The sequence below is a fragment of the Pseudomonas sp. NPDC089408 genome (assembly GCF_044749445.1).
In the GTDB taxonomy this organism is placed as follows: domain Bacteria; phylum Pseudomonadota; class Gammaproteobacteria; order Pseudomonadales; family Pseudomonadaceae; genus Aquipseudomonas.
In genome coordinates this window covers 98122-117803 of sequence record NZ_JBIVHY010000010.1, presented here as the reverse complement: position 1 = coordinate 117803, position 19682 = coordinate 98122, and the positions used below count along the sequence as shown (strand labels likewise).

Genomic DNA, 19682 nt, shown 5'->3' with positions numbered 1-19682 from the left:
AAGCCCCCAGAAAGCACAAAGGCGACCCGAAGGTCGCCTCTGCTATCCATAACGAAAAATCGTTACTTCTTTTTACGCACGTACAGGACCAGATTGTGGTCCACCAGCTCGTAGCCGTGCGCGGCCACGATTTCGCGCTGGCGCTTCTCGATTTCAGCATCCATGAATTCGATGACTTCGCTGGTATCCACGTTGACCATATGGTCGTGGTGGCCGCCATCGGCCAGCTCGAACACCGCGTGGCCGCCGTCGAAGTTGTGGCGAACCACCAGACCCGCCGCTTCGAACTGGGTCAGTACGCGATAGACGGTGGCCAGGCCCACGTCTTCGCCAGCTTCCATCAGCGCCTTGTAGACATCCTCGGCGCTCATGTGACGCTGCTCGGTGGAGTCGAGCATCTGAAGGATCTTGACTCGAGGCAGGGTCACCTTGAGACCGGCTTTGCGCAATTCGCTATTTTCAACCATGGTCAGCTTTCTCGCCGATGCTGCTTCGCAGCTTCTCTTAATACGGGTATGATCGGGGTTTACGTTGTCCAGCCAAGATAGTGGAAGTCGCCCACCGATGCAAAACACCAAGCTCTTGCTAAACAGCCTCGCCCTCGCGGGACTGCTCGCACTCGCCGGTTGCTCGTTTCCCGGGGTTTACAAAATCGACATCCAGCAGGGCAATGTCGTCACGCAGGACATGATAGACCAATTACGCCCGGGAATGACCCGACGGCAAGTAAGGTTTATCATGGGCAACCCGCTTATTCAGGACACTTTCAACACCAATCGTTGGGATTACCTGTACAGCCTGCAGCCTGGTGGCGGTAAACGCCAGCAAGAGCGCATGAGCATTTTCTTCAACGAAAGCGACCAGTTGGTCAGTTTGTCTGGAGACTTCATGCCAGGCGTCAGCCGCGACCAGGAAATCCTCGGTGGCAGCAGCGACACCACTGTCACCCCGGTTACCGAGCCAGGCCAGGCCGAGCAGCCAACCCCGCAGCCTGTGGAAAAACCGGCCAAGCATGGTTCGACCGAAGAGTCCATCCAGCGCGAGATCGATACCATCGAGACTACCCCGGTCCCGACTCCGGCACCGCTGGAAACCCGGTAATCGACAGCAACAAAAAAGCCCGGACTTGTTCCGGGCTTTTTGTTGCCGCCAACTCAATCAGCCATGCAGTTGCTTGGCGCGCTGGCAAAACGCATCGACCAACGTATTGGCCGCCTGGTTGAACAACGGGCCCAACGTGGCACGCACAATCGACCCGGCATAATCGAAGGACAGGTCCAGGCTGATCTTGCAGGCCTTTTCACCCAATGGCTTGAATACCCACAGCCCATGCAACTGGGTGAACGGCCCTTCTTCCAGGTTCATTTCGATGGACTGCCCCGGCACCAGCACGTTACGCGTCACGAAGTGCTGGCTCATGCCGCCCTTGGCCACATCGAGCTTGGCGCGCATGTGCGTGCCGCTGGCTTCGATCACCGTCGAGGCCGAACACCACGGCAGAAACTCAGGGTAGCTGGCCACATCGTTGACCAGATCGTAGAGCGCCTGGGCAGGGTATGGCAGCAGAGCGGAACGTTGAATATGGGTAGTCATCCAGGCGTCACTTCCAAGGCTGGGTGGCGGCGCTTCGCAGCGTGCCAAAAACAGATTCTGTGCTTATGACAGGGTTTGTATTGTCCGGTATTCATTGCAGTGGCTCAAGCACACCGAAATCCCATAGCGGACGGCGCTCGGACTTGCCTATAATGCCGCCCCTATGGCTAAGCAAAAAAAACATCCGACCGGGACCATCGCGCAGAACAAGAAAGCGCGACACGATTACTTCATCGAACACAAGTTCGAGGCCGGGCTGGTCCTGTCCGGCTGGGAAGTAAAAAGCCTGCGAGCCGGCAAGGCGCACCTCGTGGACAGCTACGTGCTGCTCAAGGACGGTGAAGCCTGGCTGTTCGGCAGCCACATCACCCCGCTGACCACCGCCAGCACCCACGTCATCGCCGACCCTATCCGCACGCGCAAGCTGCTGCTGAACAAGCGCGAGCTTGAGCGCCTGGAAGCTGCGGTGGCGCAAAAGGGTTACACCTGCGTGGCCTTGTCACTGTACTGGAGCAAGCACCTGATCAAGTGCGAAATTGCACTGGGCAAGGGCAAGAAGGAATTCGACAAGCGCGACACCGTGCGCGAACGCGATTCCAACCGCGAACTGCAGCGTGCGGTGCGGAACAAGGGCAAGGAAGACTAAACAGCCTGCTTGGCCGTTGTGGGAGCGGCCTTGTGTCGCGAAAGGGTCGCAACGCGGCCCCCAAAAATTGCTGCCGATACACAAATTGCCGGGGCTGCTTCGCAGCCCTTTCGCGACACAAGGCCGCTCCCACAAAAACAGCGCCTCAGCATGAATAGCGTGTTTTCAGCGCCCGCTGCGCCGCTCTGCCCGCGCCACCCGCTGCGCCTCGTGATGCGCCTCTTCCAGTACCTCCTGCACATACAGGATGTGCCGGCTGGACACCTCCCGCGCATCCTCCGCCCTGCCTTCGACAATCGCCAGGTACAGCTCCCGGTGCTGGCTGATCAGCATGTCCCGGGTTTCGGTGCGCTGCTGGTACATGCCACCAATGTTGGTCACCACATTGCGCTTCAGCAAGTCGAACAAACCGCGGATGGTGTGCAGCAACACCGCATTATGGCTGGCCTCGGCAATCGCCAGGTGGAAGCGCGCATCGGCCGCGCCCTCCTCCGCCCGCGTCACTTCATCGACCCTGGCATAGCAGTCTTGCAGCACATCGAATGCCGCCTTCAACCGCGCACGATCCGGCTCGGTGGCACGCTGGGCCGCGTAATAGGCGCAGGACGCCTCCAGGGTATGGCGGAACTCAAGCAGGTCGCGTTGCGCCTCAGCGCTGTGTTCAAGCAACTGCAGCAGCGGGTCGCTGAAAGTCGACCCCAGTGATTCGGCGACAAAGTTGCCGCCACCCTGGCGGCTGACCAACAGCCCCTTGGCCACCAGCTTCTGGATCGCCTCACGCAGTGACGGGCGGGACACGCCAAACTGTTCGGCAAGCGCGCGTTCGGCCGGCAGCCGCTGCCCCGAAGTCAGCGTGCCTTCCAGAATCATCGCTTCCAACCGATCGACAATGTCGTCGGACAGGCGCCGTTGGCGGACCTGATCAAAAACCATCACATGCTCTCCACAAACCCCCGGCAAATTTCAGGGGGCGCCTATTCTCGCCGATCCAGGCCGCGCAAACACCCATCACACCGCGATTTTCCCGGCGCATCAGGCGCCCGCTCATCGGTACGCGACCAAAGTTTTGCACAGGACAAATTGACACACCCACGACAGCGCTTTTAACCTAGCGACCAGCCATTGTAAATTGGTCTTACCAATTATCCAATGCCAGTGCCTGACCAACAACAATTAGGGGCCACCCCATATGCAAACCTGGCAACAACTCTATAGCCCGCTTGGTAGTCTTGGCCTGTCCGCACTGGCGGCGGTCATTCCCATTGTGTTCTTCTTCCTGGCCTTGGCCGTGTTCCGCCTCAAGGGCCACGTGGCCGGCAGCATCACCCTGGCACTGTCGATCCTGGTGGCAATCTTCGCCTTCCAGATGCCTGTCGACATGGCCTTCGCCGCTGCGGGATACGGCTTCCTCTACGGCCTCTGGCCAATTGCCTGGATCATCGTCGCCGCGGTGTTCCTGTACAAACTTACGGTCAAGAGCGGCCAGTTCGAAGTGATCCGCAGCTCGGTGCTGTCGATTACCGACGACCAGCGCCTACAGGTATTGCTGATCGGCTTCTGCTTCGGTGCCTTCCTGGAAGGCGCAGCTGGCTTCGGCGCACCGGTGGCAATCACTGCCGCGCTGCTGGTGGGCCTGGGCTTCAACCCGCTGTACGCCGCCGGCCTGTGCCTGATCGCCAACACTGCCCCCGTGGCCTTTGGCGCCCTCGGCATCCCGATCATCGTGGCCGGCCAGGTCACCGGTATCGACGCCTTCCACATCGGCGCCATGACCGGCCGCCAACTGCCGCTGCTGTCGCTGTTCGTGCCATTCTGGCTAGTGTTCATGATGGACGGCCTGCGCGGCGTGAAGGAAACCTGGCCTGCCGCCCTGGTCGCCGGCCTGAGCTTTGCCGTTACCCAGTACTTCACCTCGAACTTCATCGGCCCGGAACTGCCCGACATCACCTCGGCGCTGGCCAGCCTGATCTGCCTGACCCTGTTCCTGAAAGTCTGGCAGCCCAAGCGCTCGTTCGCCGAAGCCAAAGGCAGCGTAGGCGCCGCCGTGGTACAGCCAAGTGGCAGCCAGCCGAGCCCGTACAGCTTCGGTGAGATTTTCAAGGCTTGGTCGCCGTTCCTGATCCTTACCGTGCTGGTCACCATCTGGACCCTAAAGCCGTTCAAGGCGGCCTTCGCACCGGGCGGCGCGATGTACAATTTCGTGTTCAACTTCGCCATCCCGCACCTCGACCAGCTGGTAATCAAGACCGCACCGATCGTTGCCGCGCCAACCGCCATGCCAGCCGTGTTCAAGCTCGACCCGATCTCCGCCACCGGCACCGCGATCTTCCTCTCTGCGTTGATCTCCATGGCCGTGCTGAAGATCAACTTCAAAACTGGTCTGACCACTTTCAAAGAAACCTTCTGGGAACTGCGCTGGCCAATCCTGTCGATCGGCATGGTGCTGGCCTTTGCCTTCGTCACCAACTACTCGGGCATGTCTTCGACCATGGCCCTGGTGCTGGCCGGCACCGGCGCGGCGTTCCCGTTCTTCTCGCCATTCCTCGGCTGGCTGGGCGTGTTCCTGACCGGCTCGGACACCTCGTCCAACGCCCTGTTCAGCTCGCTGCAGGCCACCACTGCACACCAGATTGGGGTCAACGACACCCTGCTGGTAGCGGCCAATACCAGCGGCGGCGTAACCGGCAAGATGATCTCGCCGCAGTCGATTGCCGTGGCCTGCGCCGCCACCGGCCTGGTCGGCAAGGAATCCGACCTGTTCCGCTTCACCGTCAAGCACAGCCTGTTCTTCGCCACCATCGTCGGCCTGATCACCCTGATCCAGGCTTACTGGCTGACCGGCATGCTGGTTCATCACTAAAGTGAAAGGGGCCGGGCGCCATCGCGCGCCCGGCATTCCCCACAAGCAACGCTGCGAGAATCCATGATCATTTCTGCCTCTACCGACTATCGCGCCGCGGCCCAACGCAAGCTGCCTCCCTTCCTGTTCCACTATGCCGACGGCGGCGCCTACGCCGAGCATACGCTGCGCCACAACGTCTCCGACCTGGCCAGCATTGCCCTGCGCCAGCGCGTGCTGAAGAACATGTCCGAGCTCAGCCTTGAGACCAAGCTGTTCGACGAGACCCTGAGCATGCCCGTGGCCCTGGCCCCGGTCGGCCTCACCGGCATGTACGCCCGCCGTGGCGAAGTGCAGGCGGCGCGTGCGGCGGCGGCGCATGGCATCCCGTTCACCCTGTCGACGGTGTCGGTGTGCCCGATCGAAGAAGTGGCCCCGGCCATCGACCGGCCGATGTGGTTCCAGCTGTACGTGCTCAAGGACCGCGGTTTCATGCGCAACGCCCTTGAGCGGGCCAGGGCAGCCGGGGTTAAGACTCTGGTGTTCACGGTCGACATGCCGGTGCCCGGCGCCCGCTACCGCGACGCACACTCCGGCATGAGCGGCAAGAACGGGCCAATGCGCCGTGTATTGCAAGCCATGACTCACCCAGAATGGGCGTGGGATGTCGGCGTGATGGGTCGCCCGCATGACCTGGGCAACATCTCCAAATACCGTGGCAACCCCACCGGCCTTGCCGACTACATCGGCTGGCTGGGTAACAACTTCGACCCGTCCATCTCGTGGAAAGACCTGGAGTGGATCCGCGACTACTGGGACGGCCCGATGATCATCAAAGGCATTCTCGATGCCGATGACGCCCGCGATGCGGTCAAGTTCGGTGCCGACGGCATCGTCGTGTCCAACCACGGAGGCCGCCAGCTCGACGGCGTGCTGTCCAGCGCCCGTGCCTTGCCGGCCATCGCCGATGCGGTCAAAGGCGACCTGAAGATTCTCGCCGACTCCGGCATCCGCAGCGGCCTCGACGTAGTGCGCATGATCGCCATGGGCGCCGACACCGTGCTGATCGGCCGCGCCTTCCTCTGGGCCTTGGCCGTGCATGGCGAAGCCGGGGTGAAGAACCTGCTGGAGCTGTTCGAAAAGGAAATGCGCGTGGCCATGGTGCTGACCGGCGCCAAGTCGATCAGCGAGATCACCCGCGACTCGCTGGTACGCGAACTGGGCGCCTGACCGCCTGCAACAACGACCGCCTGATTGACCCGGGGCATGTGGCGCACAGACGCCACAGCCCCGCGAGGAGACTGCATGAGCCTGCCCGCCGCATTCCTGCGTGATGCCGAGCGCCTGATCCCCGCCGAACGCCGTTTCGACGACCCCACCTCCACCCTGGCCTTCGGTACCGACGCCAGCTTCTATCGGCTGATCCCCAAGCTGGTGGTGCGTGTCGAGTCCGAGGACGAAGTGGTCGGCCTGATCAAGCTGGCCCAACGCGAGCGGGTGCCGGTCACCTTCCGCGCCGCCGGCACCAGCCTGTCCGGCCAGGCCATCAGCGACTCGGTGCTGATCGTACTGGGTGATAACTGGAACGGCCGCGAAATTCGTGGCCAGGGCGAGCAGATCCGCCTGCAACCCGGTGTTATCGGCGCCCAGGCCAATGCCTGGCTGGCCCCGTTCGGCCGCAAGATCGGCCCCGACCCGGCCTCGATCAACGCCTGCAAGATTGGCGGCATTGTCGCCAACAACGCCAGCGGCATGTGCTGCGGCACTGCACAGAACACCTACCACACCCTGGCCGGCCTGCGCCTGGTGCTGGCCGACGGCACCCGCCTGGACAGCGAAGACCCGGCCAGCGTGGCCGCCTTTGAAGCCAGCCATGCCGAGCTGCTGAAAGCCCTCGCCCGCCTGGGACGCGAAACCCGCGCCAACTCTGCATTGGCGGAGCGCATCCGCCACAAGTACCGGTTGAAGAACACCACCGGCCTGTCGCTGAACGCACTGGTGGACTACGACCAGCCACTGGATATCCTGCAGCACTTGCTGGTCGGTTCCGAAGGCACCCTGGGTTTCATCAGTGCCGTCACCTACGACACCGTGCCCGATCACCCGCACAAGGCCAGCGCCCTGCTGGTGTTCCCCAGCGTTGAAAGCTGTTGCCGTGCAGTCACTGTACTCAAGCGCCAGCCGGTGTCCGCCGTGGAACTGCTCGACCGCCGCAGCCTGCGCTCGGTGCAGAACATGCCCGGCATGCCGCTATGGGTAAAAGGCCTGTCGGACAACGCCTGCGCCCTGCTGATCGAATCGCGTGCCGCCAGCCAGAGCCTGCTGCACGAGCAACTGCAGCAGGTAATGGCCTCGATCGCCGACTTCCCGCTGGAACAGCAGGTCGACTTCAGCGAAGACCCGGCGGTGTACAACCAGCTGTGGAAAATCCGCAAGGACACCTTCCCCGCCGTTGGCGCCGTGCGCCAGACCGGCACCACGGTCATCATCGAAGACGTGACGTTCCCCGTCGAGCAACTGGCCGAGGGCGTCAACCGCCTGATCCAGCTGTTCGACAAGCACCGCTACGACGAAGCGATCATTTTCGGCCACGCGCTGGAAGGCAACCTGCACTTCGTCTTTACCCAAGGCTTCAACAGTGCCGAGGAAGTTGCCCGTTATCAGGCATTCATGGACGACGTGGCACAACTGGTGGCCGTGGAGTTTGGCGGTTCGCTGAAGGCCGAGCACGGCACCGGGCGCAACATGGCGCCGTTCGTCGAGCTGGAATGGGGCCAGGACGCCTACCAGCTGATGTGGAAGCTCAAGCGCCTGCTCGACCCCAACGGCATCCTAAACCCCGACGTGGTGCTGAGTGAAGACCCGGATATCCACTTGAAAAACCTCAAGCCGCTGCCGGCTGCCGACGAGATCGTCGACAAGTGCATCGAGTGCGGCTTCTGCGAACCGGTGTGCCCGTCCAAAGGCCTCACCCTCAGCCCGCGCCAGCGCATCGTCATGTGGCGGGACATCCAGGCCAAGCAGCGCGCCGGCATCGACACCCGCCAACTGATGCAAACCTACCAGTACCAGGGCATCGACACCTGCGCCGCCACCGGCCTGTGCGCGCAGCGCTGCCCGGTCGGCATCAACACCGGCGAGCTGGTGAAGAAACTGCGCAGCCAGGCCGCCGACCACGGCAAGGCCGCCCACTGGCTGGCCGACCATTTCCACACCGTTCTGGGTGGCGCCCGCCTGACCCTGACCGCCGCCAACGGCGCACGCAAGCTGCTCGGTGCCCCGCGCCTGAGTCGCCTGAGCGCCTCGCTGAGCAAAGCCAGCAAAGGCCGCCTGCCACAGTGGACACCGGCCATGCCGCAACCCCTGCGCCCACTGGACTTCAGCCCGGCCAGCAACGACGCCCGCCCCCGCGTGGTGTACCTGGCCGCCTGCGTCTCGCGCGTAATGGGCCCATCCTTTGCCGACCGCGAGCAAAGCTCGCTGCTGGACAAGACCCGCGCCTTGCTGGAAAAGGCCGGCTACCAGGTGGTGTTCCCCGAAAACGCCGACAGCCTGTGCTGCGGCCAGCCATTCGCCTCCAAGGGCTACCCCGAGCAGGCCGAACACAAGCGCCAGGAACTGATCAACGCCCTGCTGCACGCCAGCCGCGGCGGCCTCGACCCGATCTATTGCGACACCAGCCCCTGCACCCTGCGCCTGGTGCAGGACCTGGGTGAAAGCCGGCTGGACCTGTACGACCCAGTGCGCTTCATCCGCACGCACCTGGTCGAGCGCCTGGAGTTCACCCCCCAGGACGAACCTGTGGCCGTGCACGTAACCTGCAGCACCCAGCACCTGGGTGAAAGCCAGGCCCTGATCGACCTGGCGCGGCGTTGCAGCAAGCAGGTGGTGATCCCGGAAGGCATTCATTGCTGCGGCTTTGCCGGTGACAAGGGTTTCACCACGCCCGAGCTGAATGCCCACTCGCTGCGCAGCCTGAAAGACGCCGTGCAGTACTGCAGCGAAGGCATCTCCACCAGCCGCACCTGCGAAATTGGCCTGTCGAGCCACAGCGGCATCGACTACCACGGCCTGGTGTACCTGGTTGACCGCGTTACCCGGCCGCGTAGCATCTAAAGGCACTTACATTCACCTTTGTAGGAGCGGCCTTGTGTCGCGATCGGGCCGCGAAGCGGCCCCACGATTTACGCCCCCTTGCTGACTCCAGGGGCTGCTTCGCAGCCCGATCGCGACACAAGGCCGCTCCTACACAGGTACAGCGCAAGCCTGGGCCAACCGCGATCCCTGTAGGAGCGGCTTCAGCCGCGAACACCGGCAACGCCGGTGCCATCCCCCCCGCCACCATCCCGATTGAACCCCCGCCATTTCCCCAAAGTCCACCCTACAGGCCCACCTTCCCGAGGCCCCAGAGGAGACTCCCATGAAAGGTACCGCGCTTTCGGCCCTGTTCGCGGCCGCTACCCTGCTGGCTTCGCCGGTGTTCGCCGCTGAAGACCTGTGCACCATCAACCTGCAGAAGATCGACAACAGCATGGCCACCGCCGGCGCCACCTCCGAAGGCCTGGACAAAGCCATCACCGAGCACGTCGACAAAGCCAAGGCCGCCCAGGCCTCGGGCGACACCAAGGAATGCATCGCCATCACCAGCAAAGTGCTGGAGCGCCTGGAAAAAACCGAGAAAGGCAGTGGTACCGGCAGCGGCGGCGCATGAGCCAAAGTGCGGGCGACAGGACCGGCTGTCGACGTCGCCCGCACAATGGCGTATACTCCACCTCACGTGCCGTAAGGTGCGTTAGCCAAGAGCTAGTGTGGGGCCGATTAGGATTCGACGCCGGTAGCGAAACTCTAGGTGCATGCCGAGTTGGTAACAGAACTCGTAAATCCACTGTTGCAACTTTCTATAGTTGCCAATGACGAAAACTACGAGGGTTACGCTCTCGCTGCGTAAGCAGCTGAGCCCGCTCTCCTGGTAGCTTCGGCTCCAGCAATCATCAGGGGATGCCTGTAAACCCGAAATGATTGTCATACAGAACAGGATCGTCGTGTAGCACGTTGGGGGCAAAGCGACTAAAACTTACCCAACTCGTCCAAAGCACCCTGCCCGTCGGGCGGCTGCGGATTAACTCAGTAGACACGGCTAAGCATGTAGTACCGACAGCGGAGTACTGGCGGACGGGGGTTCAAATCCCCCCGGCTCCACCAAATCCAAAAAAGAAGACGCCCTTGGGCGTCTTTTTTTTTGTGTCTGAAATTTGCCGGAAGCGAGGCTTGAAATCAGATTTAGCCCCTTCCGTGTAGGACGTTTCCCAAAGATACTCTCAGCGCCTGTTTTCCGTTGCGGTCACTATTTCAGGGTTTTAGGCTCGGTGGGTCGTTGATCATCAACGGCACGACTTTGACAGGTCGCGACGGTAAACAACAAAACGGCTCGTCGTTATGGCGGCTGTACGTGCGGGCACGCTTGCGTGCGCCGGAACTTGTTGTTTCCGCCGGTCTGTCAACCCGCGTACAGCTGCCACCCTCTGTTTGACAGCAGATGCTGACGGCCCTGAAAACGGAAGCAATCATGTTGAAGATAGTCCCTGATCCACCCCTACCACTCCACTCCCTGGAAGACACCATCATGTTGGCCTCGGACTACGCACTCTGTGCAGAAGCCGTAGCCCAGCAGGCGATGCTGATGCAGCCCAGGTCGCCCGCCTCGGTGTTGATCATGGCCTCGATGCACGAGCTTGAAACCTTGCGGCGATTGCTCGAATCAGCGCTGGCACATGCTGAACCTGTGGGAGCCCGGCTTGCCGGCGACAGGGCCAGCCCAGGCGCCAACAACACCAGGGAGATTGCTCAATGACAACTGAAGACACCCAATGCACTGTCGGTAAAACCATCTTCTTTCAAGGTGAAAACCAGACCCACCCACTGTTCCGCATCGAGGCTGGTATCCCCTGCCAGAACGCCCGTGAACAGGCGTCAGAATTGATGGGCTATGCGCGGGACCTGACCATCGACGGCCTGATGGAAGAAAAACCGAAGCTGATCTGGGCAGCGCACTACCTGTGCGCCTTGGGCAAAGCGCTACTGGATGATGCCGAACTGGGCATGATGCGCTGAAGCAACAGCGCTGGATTTTGCGGAAACCTGTGGGAGCGGGCGTGCCCGCGAAGCAAGCCACTCGGTGGATGGCACCGGCTACGCCGGTGTTCGCGGCTAAAGCCGCTCCTACAGGGACCGCGTGAACTCGACCAGCACAGCCCCAGTGGGAGCGGGTATGTCGAGGCGTCGGACCGCCGTGACACAAGCGACGCAATGGCTGGCACCGGCTGCGTCGGTGTTCGCGGGCATGCCCGCTCCCACAGGTAGGGCGCATCCCTCAGGCATTGTGGGATCCGTGTAGGAGCGGCTTTAGCCGCGAACACGGGCGCAGCCCGTGCCATCCCGCACCCGCCTTACCAGCTGTAACTCAACTTGGCCGTAACCTCACGCCCCGGGTTGTAGTAGTTCGCCGTCCCCGACCCCACCACATGCTGCTCGTCAAACAGGTTGCTGACATTCAGCGCCAGGTCAGTGCCCTTGGCAATCTTGTAGTTCAGCGCTGCGTCGAACAGCGTAGTGCCGTCGCTTTTCTTGGTGTTGGCGGCATCCATGTAATAACCGCCTACGTAACGCGCACCCAGACCAACGCTCACGTCGGTATCAGGGATGTCGTAATAGCTCCACAGCGACGCCGTATGCTTCGGTGCCACGGTGAATTCCTTGCCCTTGAGTGAAGTGCCGTCATACAGCGCACCGCGCAGCACTTCAGTCTCCATGTAGGAATAGGCACCGATCAGGCTCAGGTTTTGCGTGACTTGCGCCTTGGCTTCCAGGTCCAGGCCGCGGGCTCGCGACTCGCCCACCGTCTGCTGTTCGATGATGCCACTCGGCAGCACGACGGCAATGGTGACGTTTTCCTGGGTCAGGTCATAAACGGCGGCAGAAAACAGCGCATCCATGCCCATGGGCGAGTACTTCACGCCCACTTCGTACTGCCTGCCGGTCTGCGGGGTGACGCCTACCTGCGGCGGCGAAACCGACTCCACCATGCTCACGTAAGTAGAGACTTCATCGTTGACGATGTAGGTCAGCGCGCCACGGTACGAGGTTTCAGAGAAGTTGTCGCTTTGCTTGTTTACCCCGCCAACGTACTCCGTGCTGGACAGGTCCATAGAATCATTACGCACACCCGCGGTTGCGATCAGGCGGTCATAGAAGGACAGGTTCTGCTGCAGGAACACGGCCTTGGTGGTGGCGTCGTTTTTCTTGCGGGTATACGGCGTAACACCACCGGGAACACCCGTGAATACCGGGTTGGCGATGTCGATGGAAGGTGCCGTGCTGTACACCGAACTTTGCCGGGTGGTCGAGTCGAGATACTCCACACCCACCAGGGTACTGCTGTCGATGTGCTCGAACTGGGCATCGTACTGCAGCATCAGGTTGCCGTTGAGCTGGTCGGCATCGCTGTCGGTGCCGAACACGTAGCGCGGGATGGTGGTGCCCACCCGCGAAGCGCTGTCGCTCAGGTAGACATAGCCAAAGTCATCGCTCAGCTCGCTGTAGCGCAGGTTGCCGCGCAGCGTAAAGCCGTTGTCGAAGTCGTGGGTGATGTTGCCGCTGAGGCTGGTGCGCTCGACATCGTGAAAGTTGTAGCCGGGCTCACCGTAGAAATCTTCTCGGTCGTATTCCTTGTCCAGCGGGTAGCCACCGCTGTTTGGCGAGCTGTTGGTCTTCAGGTAATCCAGGATCACCGTGGCCGAGGTGAAATCGGTGGGTGCCCAGGTCAGGCCACCCATTACGAAGCGGTTGTCGTCCTGCGAGTGATCGTACTCGCGGTCGCTGTTCTGCATCTTGGCCGTGAAGCGGCCGGCCAGGGTTTGCTCATCGTTCAGCGCGTCGCCCACATCGATACCGGTCTCGGCATGATCATAGGAGCCATAGGTCACATAGCCTTGCCCGAACTTTTCGAAGCGTGGCTGCTTGGTCACGAAGTTCACCGAGCCACCCGGGTCTGCCGGGCCGAACAGGGTGGAGTTGGCGCCACGCAAAATCTCGATGCGCTCGTAGGCATACGGGTCTTCGCGCACACCGCGCATCGAGCTCAAGGTCAGGCCGTCCCGGTAAGTGGTGGCCTGGAAGCCGCGGATCTGAAAGTAGTCGTTACGGTCATCCGAGCCGTAGAAGTCGCTGACCACACCCGGGGTATATTGCAGCGCCTCTTCCGTAGTGCTGACGCTACGCTGCTGCATTTCCTTGTTGGTAACCACAGACACAGAAGCTGGCGTGTTGAGGATGCTGGTCGCTACCTTGCCACCGACCCACAGTTCCTTGGCAACCACCGAGTTCGTGTCATCGTCGGCACTGGCTTTGACCTTGGCATTGATAATGACCGGCGCCAGCCGATAGTCCTCGGTCGCGCCCAGCTCCAGCGGGCCGGCTGGCTTTGGCTGCGGCACTACCAGGTACGCACTCGGGCCTTGCTGCTCAGCCTGAAGCTCGGTCCCCTGCAACAATGACGAGAGTGCAGCCGTGGCCCCCAACGTGCCCTGCACACCCGCCGTGTTGCGGTTGGCTACGCTCTGTGCATCGAAGGACAGGCTGATACCCGCCTGGCGGGCAAAGCGATCCAGAGCGGGCGCCAACGGACCACCCGGGATGTTCCACTGCTGCAGCTGATTATTGCGATCAGCGCCCAAGGGTTGCGCAAGCGACGGCAATGCGTAGCTGCTGACAACCAAACCCAGAATCGCCGCGTGCAAGGCACGATTCAGGGGATGGCGCTGTGGAACCGGTGTCGAACTCATTTTCTCGCTCCGTAGAGGGTCGGCGGCTGGCCTGTATTCCGGCCTTCCCTACAAGCCGAACGAGAATGAGAAAACACCTCATTTATTTTTCAATCAGTTGTGCGTACTCAGCCATCGCCATCAATGCAACGGCGCTGAGCCCGCCTCGGCACGGGTACCGTTCAGTTGAAGAATGTGGTCCCTGATTGCAAAGCCCACGCATTGGTAAAACTCGATGCAGAACGCTTCGCCCTGCCCCAGCAAGGGTGAACTGCGCAAAAAGTCGTCTGCTGCCTTCGCCGCGACCCCACCGGCATCTTGAGCCAACTCGGCGATGTTGCTCGCACGCAGGGCGGCGTCATCTAACGGCTGCAGATAATGGAAGGGGATCAAACACTCGACCGCGCTACTGTTGAAACCTTTCGCCAAATACTTCTTCAACTCGACCAGGCTGTTGCGCGTCTGATCGCTTTCGATATTGTGGCTTTGAAGCAGCGCTTCAATGGGCCCTGAGCCAACCACAACTAAATCGTCGACGGCATAACCTGCCAGCGGAGGCAACACGTTTGGGGTAAGTTCAAAGGGTGTATTCGGCACTTCATCCGAGTACCCATCGCGCACCCGTTCCGCCTTCTTGCCCATTAAGTCTGCAGGGTTCATGAGCGCTTCATCATTCAGCTTGACGATATGGTCATGTATGCCCCACGCGGCTTTGTCGGTGAACGCTGCCACGACATCGTCCCCCGCATTCAACAGTGGCGAGCCCTCTAACGATTGGTACGCCGACCGCTTGGCAAAGTTGCCCACATCCAACGCCATGTTGCTGACGTTGCGCGCGCGCGTAGCCGGGTCCGCGTACGGCGTCTGGTACCAGGTCGAAATCTGGTACTCGATGCCCATCCGCTGCAGGTCGGCCCACAAGCGGCTGACCAGCGCGATGCTGGTTTCGCGAATGAAACCGGGGTCGACTCCCAGCGACTCAAGGAAAGCTTCGACGGGTTCATTGACAACTACCAGTAGATCTTCGTGCGTATATCCAGGCATCGGCGGGAATACGCCATTCGGTAGTTCGATAGCTTGCCGGGATGCGCCATTGGTTTTGGACTGATCGTGCACCTGAAACTCCATTTTCTTGAACAACATAAACTGAAATTAAAAAAACATCATTTTAGCGATGCCGTTTTAACTGGGGGGCTGGCAATATTATCCATTCGTCAACCCCGTGCAAAAACCTCAACCCTTGTCCAACGCCTGTCGCACTTTTCCAAGCAACTCCGCCAACTGAAAGGGTTTTAACAACATATCCATACCCTCCCCCAGAAAGGCCTGACGGTCGACTGCCGCATCCGCGTACCCGGTCATGAACACCACCGGCAGTTCCGGCCGGTACCCCCTCGCCAGGTCGGCCAGCTCGCGCCCGCTCAGTGTCGGCAAGCCAACGTCCGTCAACATCATGTCCAGGCTCGGGTCGGTCTGCAACAAAGCCAGCGCTTCGTCTGTGGTAGCGGCCAGGGTGCAGCGATAACCTGCATCGGTCAGCGCCTCGGCTACAGAAAGGCGCACGGAGGTCATGTCTTCAACCACCAGCACATGCTCGCCATTGCCCTGCACAGCCTGGCCGCTTTCGCGGTGCACGGGCATGGCCGCCTCGGCACTGGCGGGCAGCATCAACGTCACTTCGGTCCCTTGACCGACCACGCTACTCAATAACACGTGCCCACGCGACTGTCGGGCGAACCCGTAGATGGTCGACAACCCCAGGCCGGTGCCTTGCCCCACAGGCTTGGTAGTGAAAAACGGGTCGAACACCTTCTCCAGCAGCTCGGGCTGGATGCCGCTGCCATTGTCCCGCACGCACACGGCGATATAAGGGCCATCCAGCAAATTGGGGTTGCCGTGGGACCAGGTAGCGGCGGTGTTGACCCATATTTGCCCGCCCTTGGGCAGCGCATCGCGGGCGTTGATAACCAGATTGAGCACGGCACTTTCCAGTTGCACAGGGTCAACCAGGGCAATGGCGGGGTCTGTGGACAAGTCCAAGGTCAGCTGAACGCGCTCGCCAATGGTGCGCGTCAGTAAATCTTCAAGCGAACGGACGTGCCGGTTGACGTCCACTGGGCGGGTGTCTAGCGGTTGTTGGCGGGCAAAGGCAAGCAGGCGGTGGGTAAGAGACGCAGCGCTGGTGGCGGAACTAAGCGCTGCTTCGGTGTACTTGGGCACCATCTCGGTACGGTTTTGCGCCACGCGCTTGCGGATCAGCTCCAGGCTGGTGATGATGCCGGTGAGCAGATTGTTGAAATCGTGAGCGATACCGCCCGTAAGGCTGCCCAAGGCGTCCATTTTCTGCAGCTGCAGCAGCTGCGCCTCGGTACGCTCGCGTTCAGCCACTTCTCGAGCCAGCTGGCTGGTGGCAACATCCAGGCGGGCCAGGTGCGAACGCTCGCGGTGGCGGTGTTCAGTGACATCTTCGATGAACACCAGGCACAGCCCTGGCGCCTGGTAGGGCGACAGCTGCCATTCGGTTTCGCGCAAGTGTCCACGCAGTTGCATGCTCAGCGTGCCTTTCCAGCGTTCGCCTGCCAACAGGTGCCGGCGCAGCGCATTCAGGGCCGCCTCCTGCCCGTCGGCAAAACACTCACGAAGCTGCGCAGGGTCGCGGTTGTCCTGGCTCAGATTGCTGAACGCCTGGTTGCATTCATGCACCTTCAATTGCGCATCGAGCACGGCGATCGGGGCCGATACGCTACTGAAGATCTCACGGAAGCGCGCCTCGCTCTGACGCAGCGCGCGCTCGGCATCACGAACGCGCAGCAAGGTACGCAGGGTAGCGAGCAACACATCCGGGTCGACGGGATGGACCAGGTAGGCATCAGCGCCAGCGTTCAGGCCGGTGATGATATCGTCGCTCAGGATCGACGCCGCTGACACGTGAATGACAGGCAGCAACGCAGTGCGCGCGTCCTCGCGCAACAGCCTGACGATATCGAAACCGCTCATGTCCGGCAGGTTCACATCCAGAATCAGTGCGTCCACCTGCTGATCGCGGATCAGTGCCAGCCCCTCGCCGCCTGTGCCCGCCTCCATCACGTCGTAACCGTGCACCGCAAGGCGCCGCCGCAGGGCATAGCGGGTTGCGACGTTGTCGTCGACGATCAGCAGGCGCACATCAGGTTTCATCGACGCTCTCCTGGGCAAGAGCCAGCGGAATGATCACGAAGAAGGAAGAACCAACCCCTGGCTCACTGTGCACGCCCACTTCGCCACCCAAAAGGCTCGCGAAGCGCTTGCACAGCGACAGGCCCAGACCGGTGCCGCGCAGGCGTTTCTGCAGGGGCGAATCAACTTGGGCAAAGTCCTCGAACAAAGTGCCCAACAGCTCCTGCGCAATGCCGATACCGGTATCGCTGACAGCAAAGCGGATCATGTCGTTGCCCTGCAACTGGGCTGAAACGCGCACTTCGCCACGGGTGGTGAACTTCAGCGCATTGGCAATAAAGTTTCGCAGAATTTGCGCAAGCTTCTTGTCATCGGTGTACAGACGCGGCAGCCCGACCGGCTCTTCGAAAATCAGATCTACCGCAGTGGCGTCCACAATAGGGCGGAACATACCGCGCAATGCCGCGAACAGGTCGAACATGTCGAACCAGGCCGGCGAAATGGTAATGCGCCCGGCTTCGATCTTGGCCAGGTCGAGCAGGTCATCGACCATGTCGGACAGCTCGCGGGAAGCAGTGCTGATGAACGTGACCTGGCGGTGCTGCTCTTGCGACAGCGGGCCGTCGAGTTCGTCGGTGAGCAGGCCGGTGATGCTCAGGATCGAACCGAGCGGCGTGCGGAACTCATGGCTCATGTAGGACAGGAAGCGGCTTTTCAAGTCCGAAGCCTGGCGCAGTTGCTCGGCCTGGATGTCCAGCTCGGCGTACAAGGCGAGCACGCCCTGATTGGTTTCCTCGAGCTCGGCGCGCAAGGCCTCGTTTTCGGCCTGGAGCCTGGCAATCAGCTGGGTATCAGGCATGTGCGGCCTCCAAATCTACAACGAGTACGGTCACATCATCGCGACCACGACAGAAGTCGCGGTGCAACACGGCGGCGATCACGGCTGGGTGACGATGCACCAGGCCTGGGTAATCCTGAAGGTTCCAACGCGATTGCAGGCCATCGCTGTACATGATCAACAACTTTCCATTTGCTTGAGCGTAGTCAAAGACCTGGGCCTTTCTGAATTGCCCGCCGACGATGCCGGGCAACGACGCCAGGCCACGCGCCTGGCTACCGGCGATAAGGCTGGCGCCGATGTTGCCAACGCCGATAAAAGCCAGGTAGTCATTGGCGCCGTCATACTGCGCCAGCGCTGCCGCCCCACCACGGCTGCCGAGCATCGCCTGGTGCATGGCATGCAACAGTTGCACGGGGTCGGCGAATGGTGCTTCAGCAAATGCCGCCGCCCCCGCGCGTGCGGCCACCTCGGCATCGGCGCCGTGGCCCAGGCCGTCGATCACAATCGCACTGATATGCTGGCCATTGATCGCCAGGTGCCAGGTATCACCACAGGCAGGGTCGCCATACAGCGCGTGCTGGCTAATGCCCACCCGCAGATCCGCTGCGCCCGCGCCCGGCTCATACAGCCGCGCCAACACTACGGCGCCACGCGAATCGGCGTAGACATCGAACACCTGCGCCATACGCGCCAAGGCGCCCATGCCGATACCTTGCGTGCCGGATGTCGAATAGCCATCAGCCAGACACGTCGGGGCATCGAAGCCCTGCGCACGGTCCACGGTCAGCAACTCGATGATGTAGCCGCCCCCGTTACGCGGCAGTACCCGCAAGTGCAGCTCACCGCGGCCCGCATGCTTGATGACATTACTGCACAGCTCAGTAGCCAGCAGCGCAACACGCCCGGCGTATTCCTCGTCAAAGCCGTGTTGTTCGGCCAGCTTGTATGCCGTGCGGCGGGCATGGCCAACATCGCTTTGCTCATCAAGGCCGATCACCTGGGTCTGGCTGGCGAAAATACTCAGGTCCATCGGGTAATCGTTACACGCGTGCCCTGCCCAGGCGCGGTGTCCAGTTCGAATTCGTCAACCAGGCGCCGCGCGCCGGTCAGGCCTAGCCCCAGGCCGCTGCCCGAAGTCCAGCCATCGGTCAATGCCAGCTTGATGTCGGGTATGCCAGGCCCTTCGTCGCGGAACAGCAGGCGCAACCCGGTTCGTGCGCCATCGTCCAGAACGGACCAATCCATATCGCCACCGCCGCCATACACCACGGTATTGCGTGCCAGTTCACTGACTGCCGTCACCAGCTTGGTCAAGTCCACCAGGCGCATGCCGCACTCGCCGGCCAACTTGCGCGCCAACTGTCGCGCCAGCACCACATCCTGCTCAATGCGTACCGGTTGGCTGCCGCTTTCGCGCACATTCATTTTCGCTTCACGCGTTGACGCAGCTCTTGCATGCCGCGCTCCACATTGAGTGCCGTGCTCACGCCCGGCAGGGTAAGGCCAAGTTCGACCAAGGTTATCGCCACTGCCGGCTGCATGCCGACCACCATGGTTTCGGCATCCATGATGCGTGACAGGCCAGAGATGCTCGCAATCATCCGGCCGATAAAGGAATCGACCATGTCCAGTGCGGAAATATCGATCAGCACGCCCCGCGCCGAGGTGCGGCTGATGCGCTCGGTCAGGTCCTCTTGCAAGGTCAACGCCAGCTGGTCGTGCATGTCCACCTGGATGGTCACCAACAGGAATTCACCCATTTGCAGGATCGGAATACGCTCCATACGC

Annotated in this window: 18 protein-coding genes and 1 other RNA gene; 9 read left to right on the top strand and 10 right to left on the bottom strand. The window is 61.4% G+C overall.

Annotation, left to right across the window (positions count from 1 at the left end):
• Window positions 1-62 precede the first annotated feature (62 nt).
• On the bottom strand, window positions 63-467 hold the full coding sequence (gene fur, locus ACIP02_RS17520; protein ID WP_400618404.1) for a ferric iron uptake transcriptional regulator: 405 nt from the start codon (window positions 465-467) through the stop codon (window positions 63-65).
• Between the two features lie 97 nt (window positions 468-564).
• Between fur and ACIP02_RS17515 the strand changes: the two genes are divergently transcribed.
• Complete coding sequence (locus tag ACIP02_RS17515; protein WP_400618401.1) at window positions 565-1101, top strand: outer membrane protein assembly factor BamE; 537 nt, start codon at window positions 565-567, stop codon at window positions 1099-1101.
• Window positions 1102-1158: 57 nt separating this feature from the next.
• On the opposite strand, the gene ACIP02_RS17510 is transcribed toward ACIP02_RS17515, so the two are convergent.
• Window positions 1159-1593 carry a type II toxin-antitoxin system RatA family toxin gene (locus ACIP02_RS17510; RefSeq protein ID WP_400618398.1) on the bottom strand — a complete coding sequence of 145 codons (435 nt, stop codon included), beginning with the start codon at window positions 1591-1593 and terminating at the stop codon, window positions 1159-1161.
• Between the two features lie 163 nt (window positions 1594-1756).
• On the opposite strand from ACIP02_RS17510, the gene smpB reads away from it, so the two are divergent.
• The gene (smpB, locus tag ACIP02_RS17505; protein WP_266031246.1) at window positions 1757-2239 is read left to right on the top strand and encodes an SsrA-binding protein SmpB; all 483 of its coding nucleotides are present in this window, start codon (window positions 1757-1759) and stop codon (window positions 2237-2239) included.
• Between the two features lie 165 nt (window positions 2240-2404).
• Here the strand turns inward: smpB and ACIP02_RS17500 are convergent, their stop codons facing one another.
• Window positions 2405-3172, bottom strand: a complete 768-nt coding sequence (locus tag ACIP02_RS17500; RefSeq protein WP_201200044.1) for a GntR family transcriptional regulator — start codon at window positions 3170-3172, stop codon at window positions 2405-2407.
• A 256-nt stretch (window positions 3173-3428) separates the two neighbouring features.
• Between ACIP02_RS17500 and ACIP02_RS17495 the strand changes: the two genes are divergently transcribed.
• The 7 genes from ACIP02_RS17495 (at window position 3429) to ACIP02_RS17465 (ending at window position 11189) form a co-directional block, all read left to right on the top strand.
• Window positions 3429-5099 carry a lactate permease LctP family transporter gene (locus tag ACIP02_RS17495; protein ID WP_400618394.1) on the top strand — a complete coding sequence of 557 codons (1671 nt, stop codon included), beginning with the start codon at window positions 3429-3431 and terminating at the stop codon, window positions 5097-5099.
• A gap of 63 nt (window positions 5100-5162) precedes the next feature.
• Window positions 5163-6308, top strand: a complete 1146-nt coding sequence (lldD, locus tag ACIP02_RS17490; RefSeq protein ID WP_400618391.1) for an FMN-dependent L-lactate dehydrogenase LldD — start codon at window positions 5163-5165, stop codon at window positions 6306-6308.
• A gap of 75 nt (window positions 6309-6383) precedes the next feature.
• A complete protein-coding gene (locus ACIP02_RS17485) occupies window positions 6384-9194 on the top strand; it encodes an FAD-binding and (Fe-S)-binding domain-containing protein (RefSeq protein ID WP_400618388.1) in 2811 nt (936 codons plus the stop codon).
• A gap of 304 nt (window positions 9195-9498) precedes the next feature.
• Window positions 9499-9789 (top strand): hypothetical protein, encoded by a 291-nt coding sequence (locus tag ACIP02_RS17480; protein ID WP_201205027.1) that lies wholly within the window; start codon window positions 9499-9501, stop codon window positions 9787-9789.
• Window positions 9790-9888: 99 nt separating this feature from the next.
• Window positions 9889-10280, top strand: a transfer-messenger RNA (tmRNA) gene (gene ssrA, locus ACIP02_RS17475).
• A gap of 364 nt (window positions 10281-10644) precedes the next feature.
• Window positions 10645-10929 (top strand): hypothetical protein, encoded by a 285-nt coding sequence (locus tag ACIP02_RS17470; protein WP_400618385.1) that lies wholly within the window; start codon window positions 10645-10647, stop codon window positions 10927-10929.
• Window positions 10926-11189 carry a DUF3077 domain-containing protein gene (locus ACIP02_RS17465; RefSeq protein ID WP_400618382.1) on the top strand — a complete coding sequence of 88 codons (264 nt, stop codon included), beginning with the start codon at window positions 10926-10928 and terminating at the stop codon, window positions 11187-11189. Before ACIP02_RS17470 ends, ACIP02_RS17465 begins: the two co-directional genes overlap by 4 nt.
• Window positions 11190-11524: 335 nt before the next feature.
• Here ACIP02_RS17465 and ACIP02_RS17460 read toward each other — a convergent pair whose 3' ends face one another.
• The 7 genes from ACIP02_RS17460 to ACIP02_RS17430 all read right to left on the bottom strand — a co-directional run bounded on the left by ACIP02_RS17460 (window position 11525) and on the right by ACIP02_RS17430 (window position 19678).
• Window positions 11525-13918, bottom strand: coding sequence for a TonB-dependent siderophore receptor (locus ACIP02_RS17460; RefSeq protein ID WP_400618379.1), 2394 nt, complete (start codon window positions 13916-13918; stop codon window positions 11525-11527).
• Window positions 13919-14038: 120 nt separating this feature from the next.
• Window positions 14039-15013, bottom strand: coding sequence for a hypothetical protein (locus ACIP02_RS17455; RefSeq protein ID WP_400618377.1), 975 nt, complete (start codon window positions 15011-15013; stop codon window positions 14039-14041).
• 117 nt (window positions 15014-15130) lie between these two features.
• Window positions 15131-17074 carry a response regulator gene (locus ACIP02_RS17450; RefSeq protein ID WP_400618374.1) on the bottom strand — a complete coding sequence of 648 codons (1944 nt, stop codon included), beginning with the start codon at window positions 17072-17074 and terminating at the stop codon, window positions 15131-15133.
• Window positions 17064-17912, bottom strand: coding sequence for a sensor histidine kinase (locus tag ACIP02_RS17445; protein WP_400618371.1), 849 nt, complete (start codon window positions 17910-17912; stop codon window positions 17064-17066). The genes ACIP02_RS17450 and ACIP02_RS17445 overlap by 11 nt, the downstream gene beginning before the upstream one ends.
• Window positions 17905-18924 (bottom strand): ATP-binding protein, encoded by a 1020-nt coding sequence (locus tag ACIP02_RS17440; RefSeq protein ID WP_400618368.1) that lies wholly within the window; start codon window positions 18922-18924, stop codon window positions 17905-17907. Before ACIP02_RS17440 ends, ACIP02_RS17445 begins: the two co-directional genes overlap by 8 nt.
• Complete coding sequence (locus tag ACIP02_RS17435; RefSeq protein WP_400618365.1) at window positions 18915-19319, bottom strand: anti-sigma regulatory factor; 405 nt, start codon at window positions 19317-19319, stop codon at window positions 18915-18917. Before ACIP02_RS17435 ends, ACIP02_RS17440 begins: the two co-directional genes overlap by 10 nt.
• Entirely contained in the window at window positions 19316-19678 is a 363-nt protein-coding gene (locus tag ACIP02_RS17430; RefSeq protein ID WP_400618362.1) for an STAS domain-containing protein, read from the bottom strand. Before ACIP02_RS17430 ends, ACIP02_RS17435 begins: the two co-directional genes overlap by 4 nt.
• Window positions 19679-19682 lie beyond the last annotated feature (4 nt).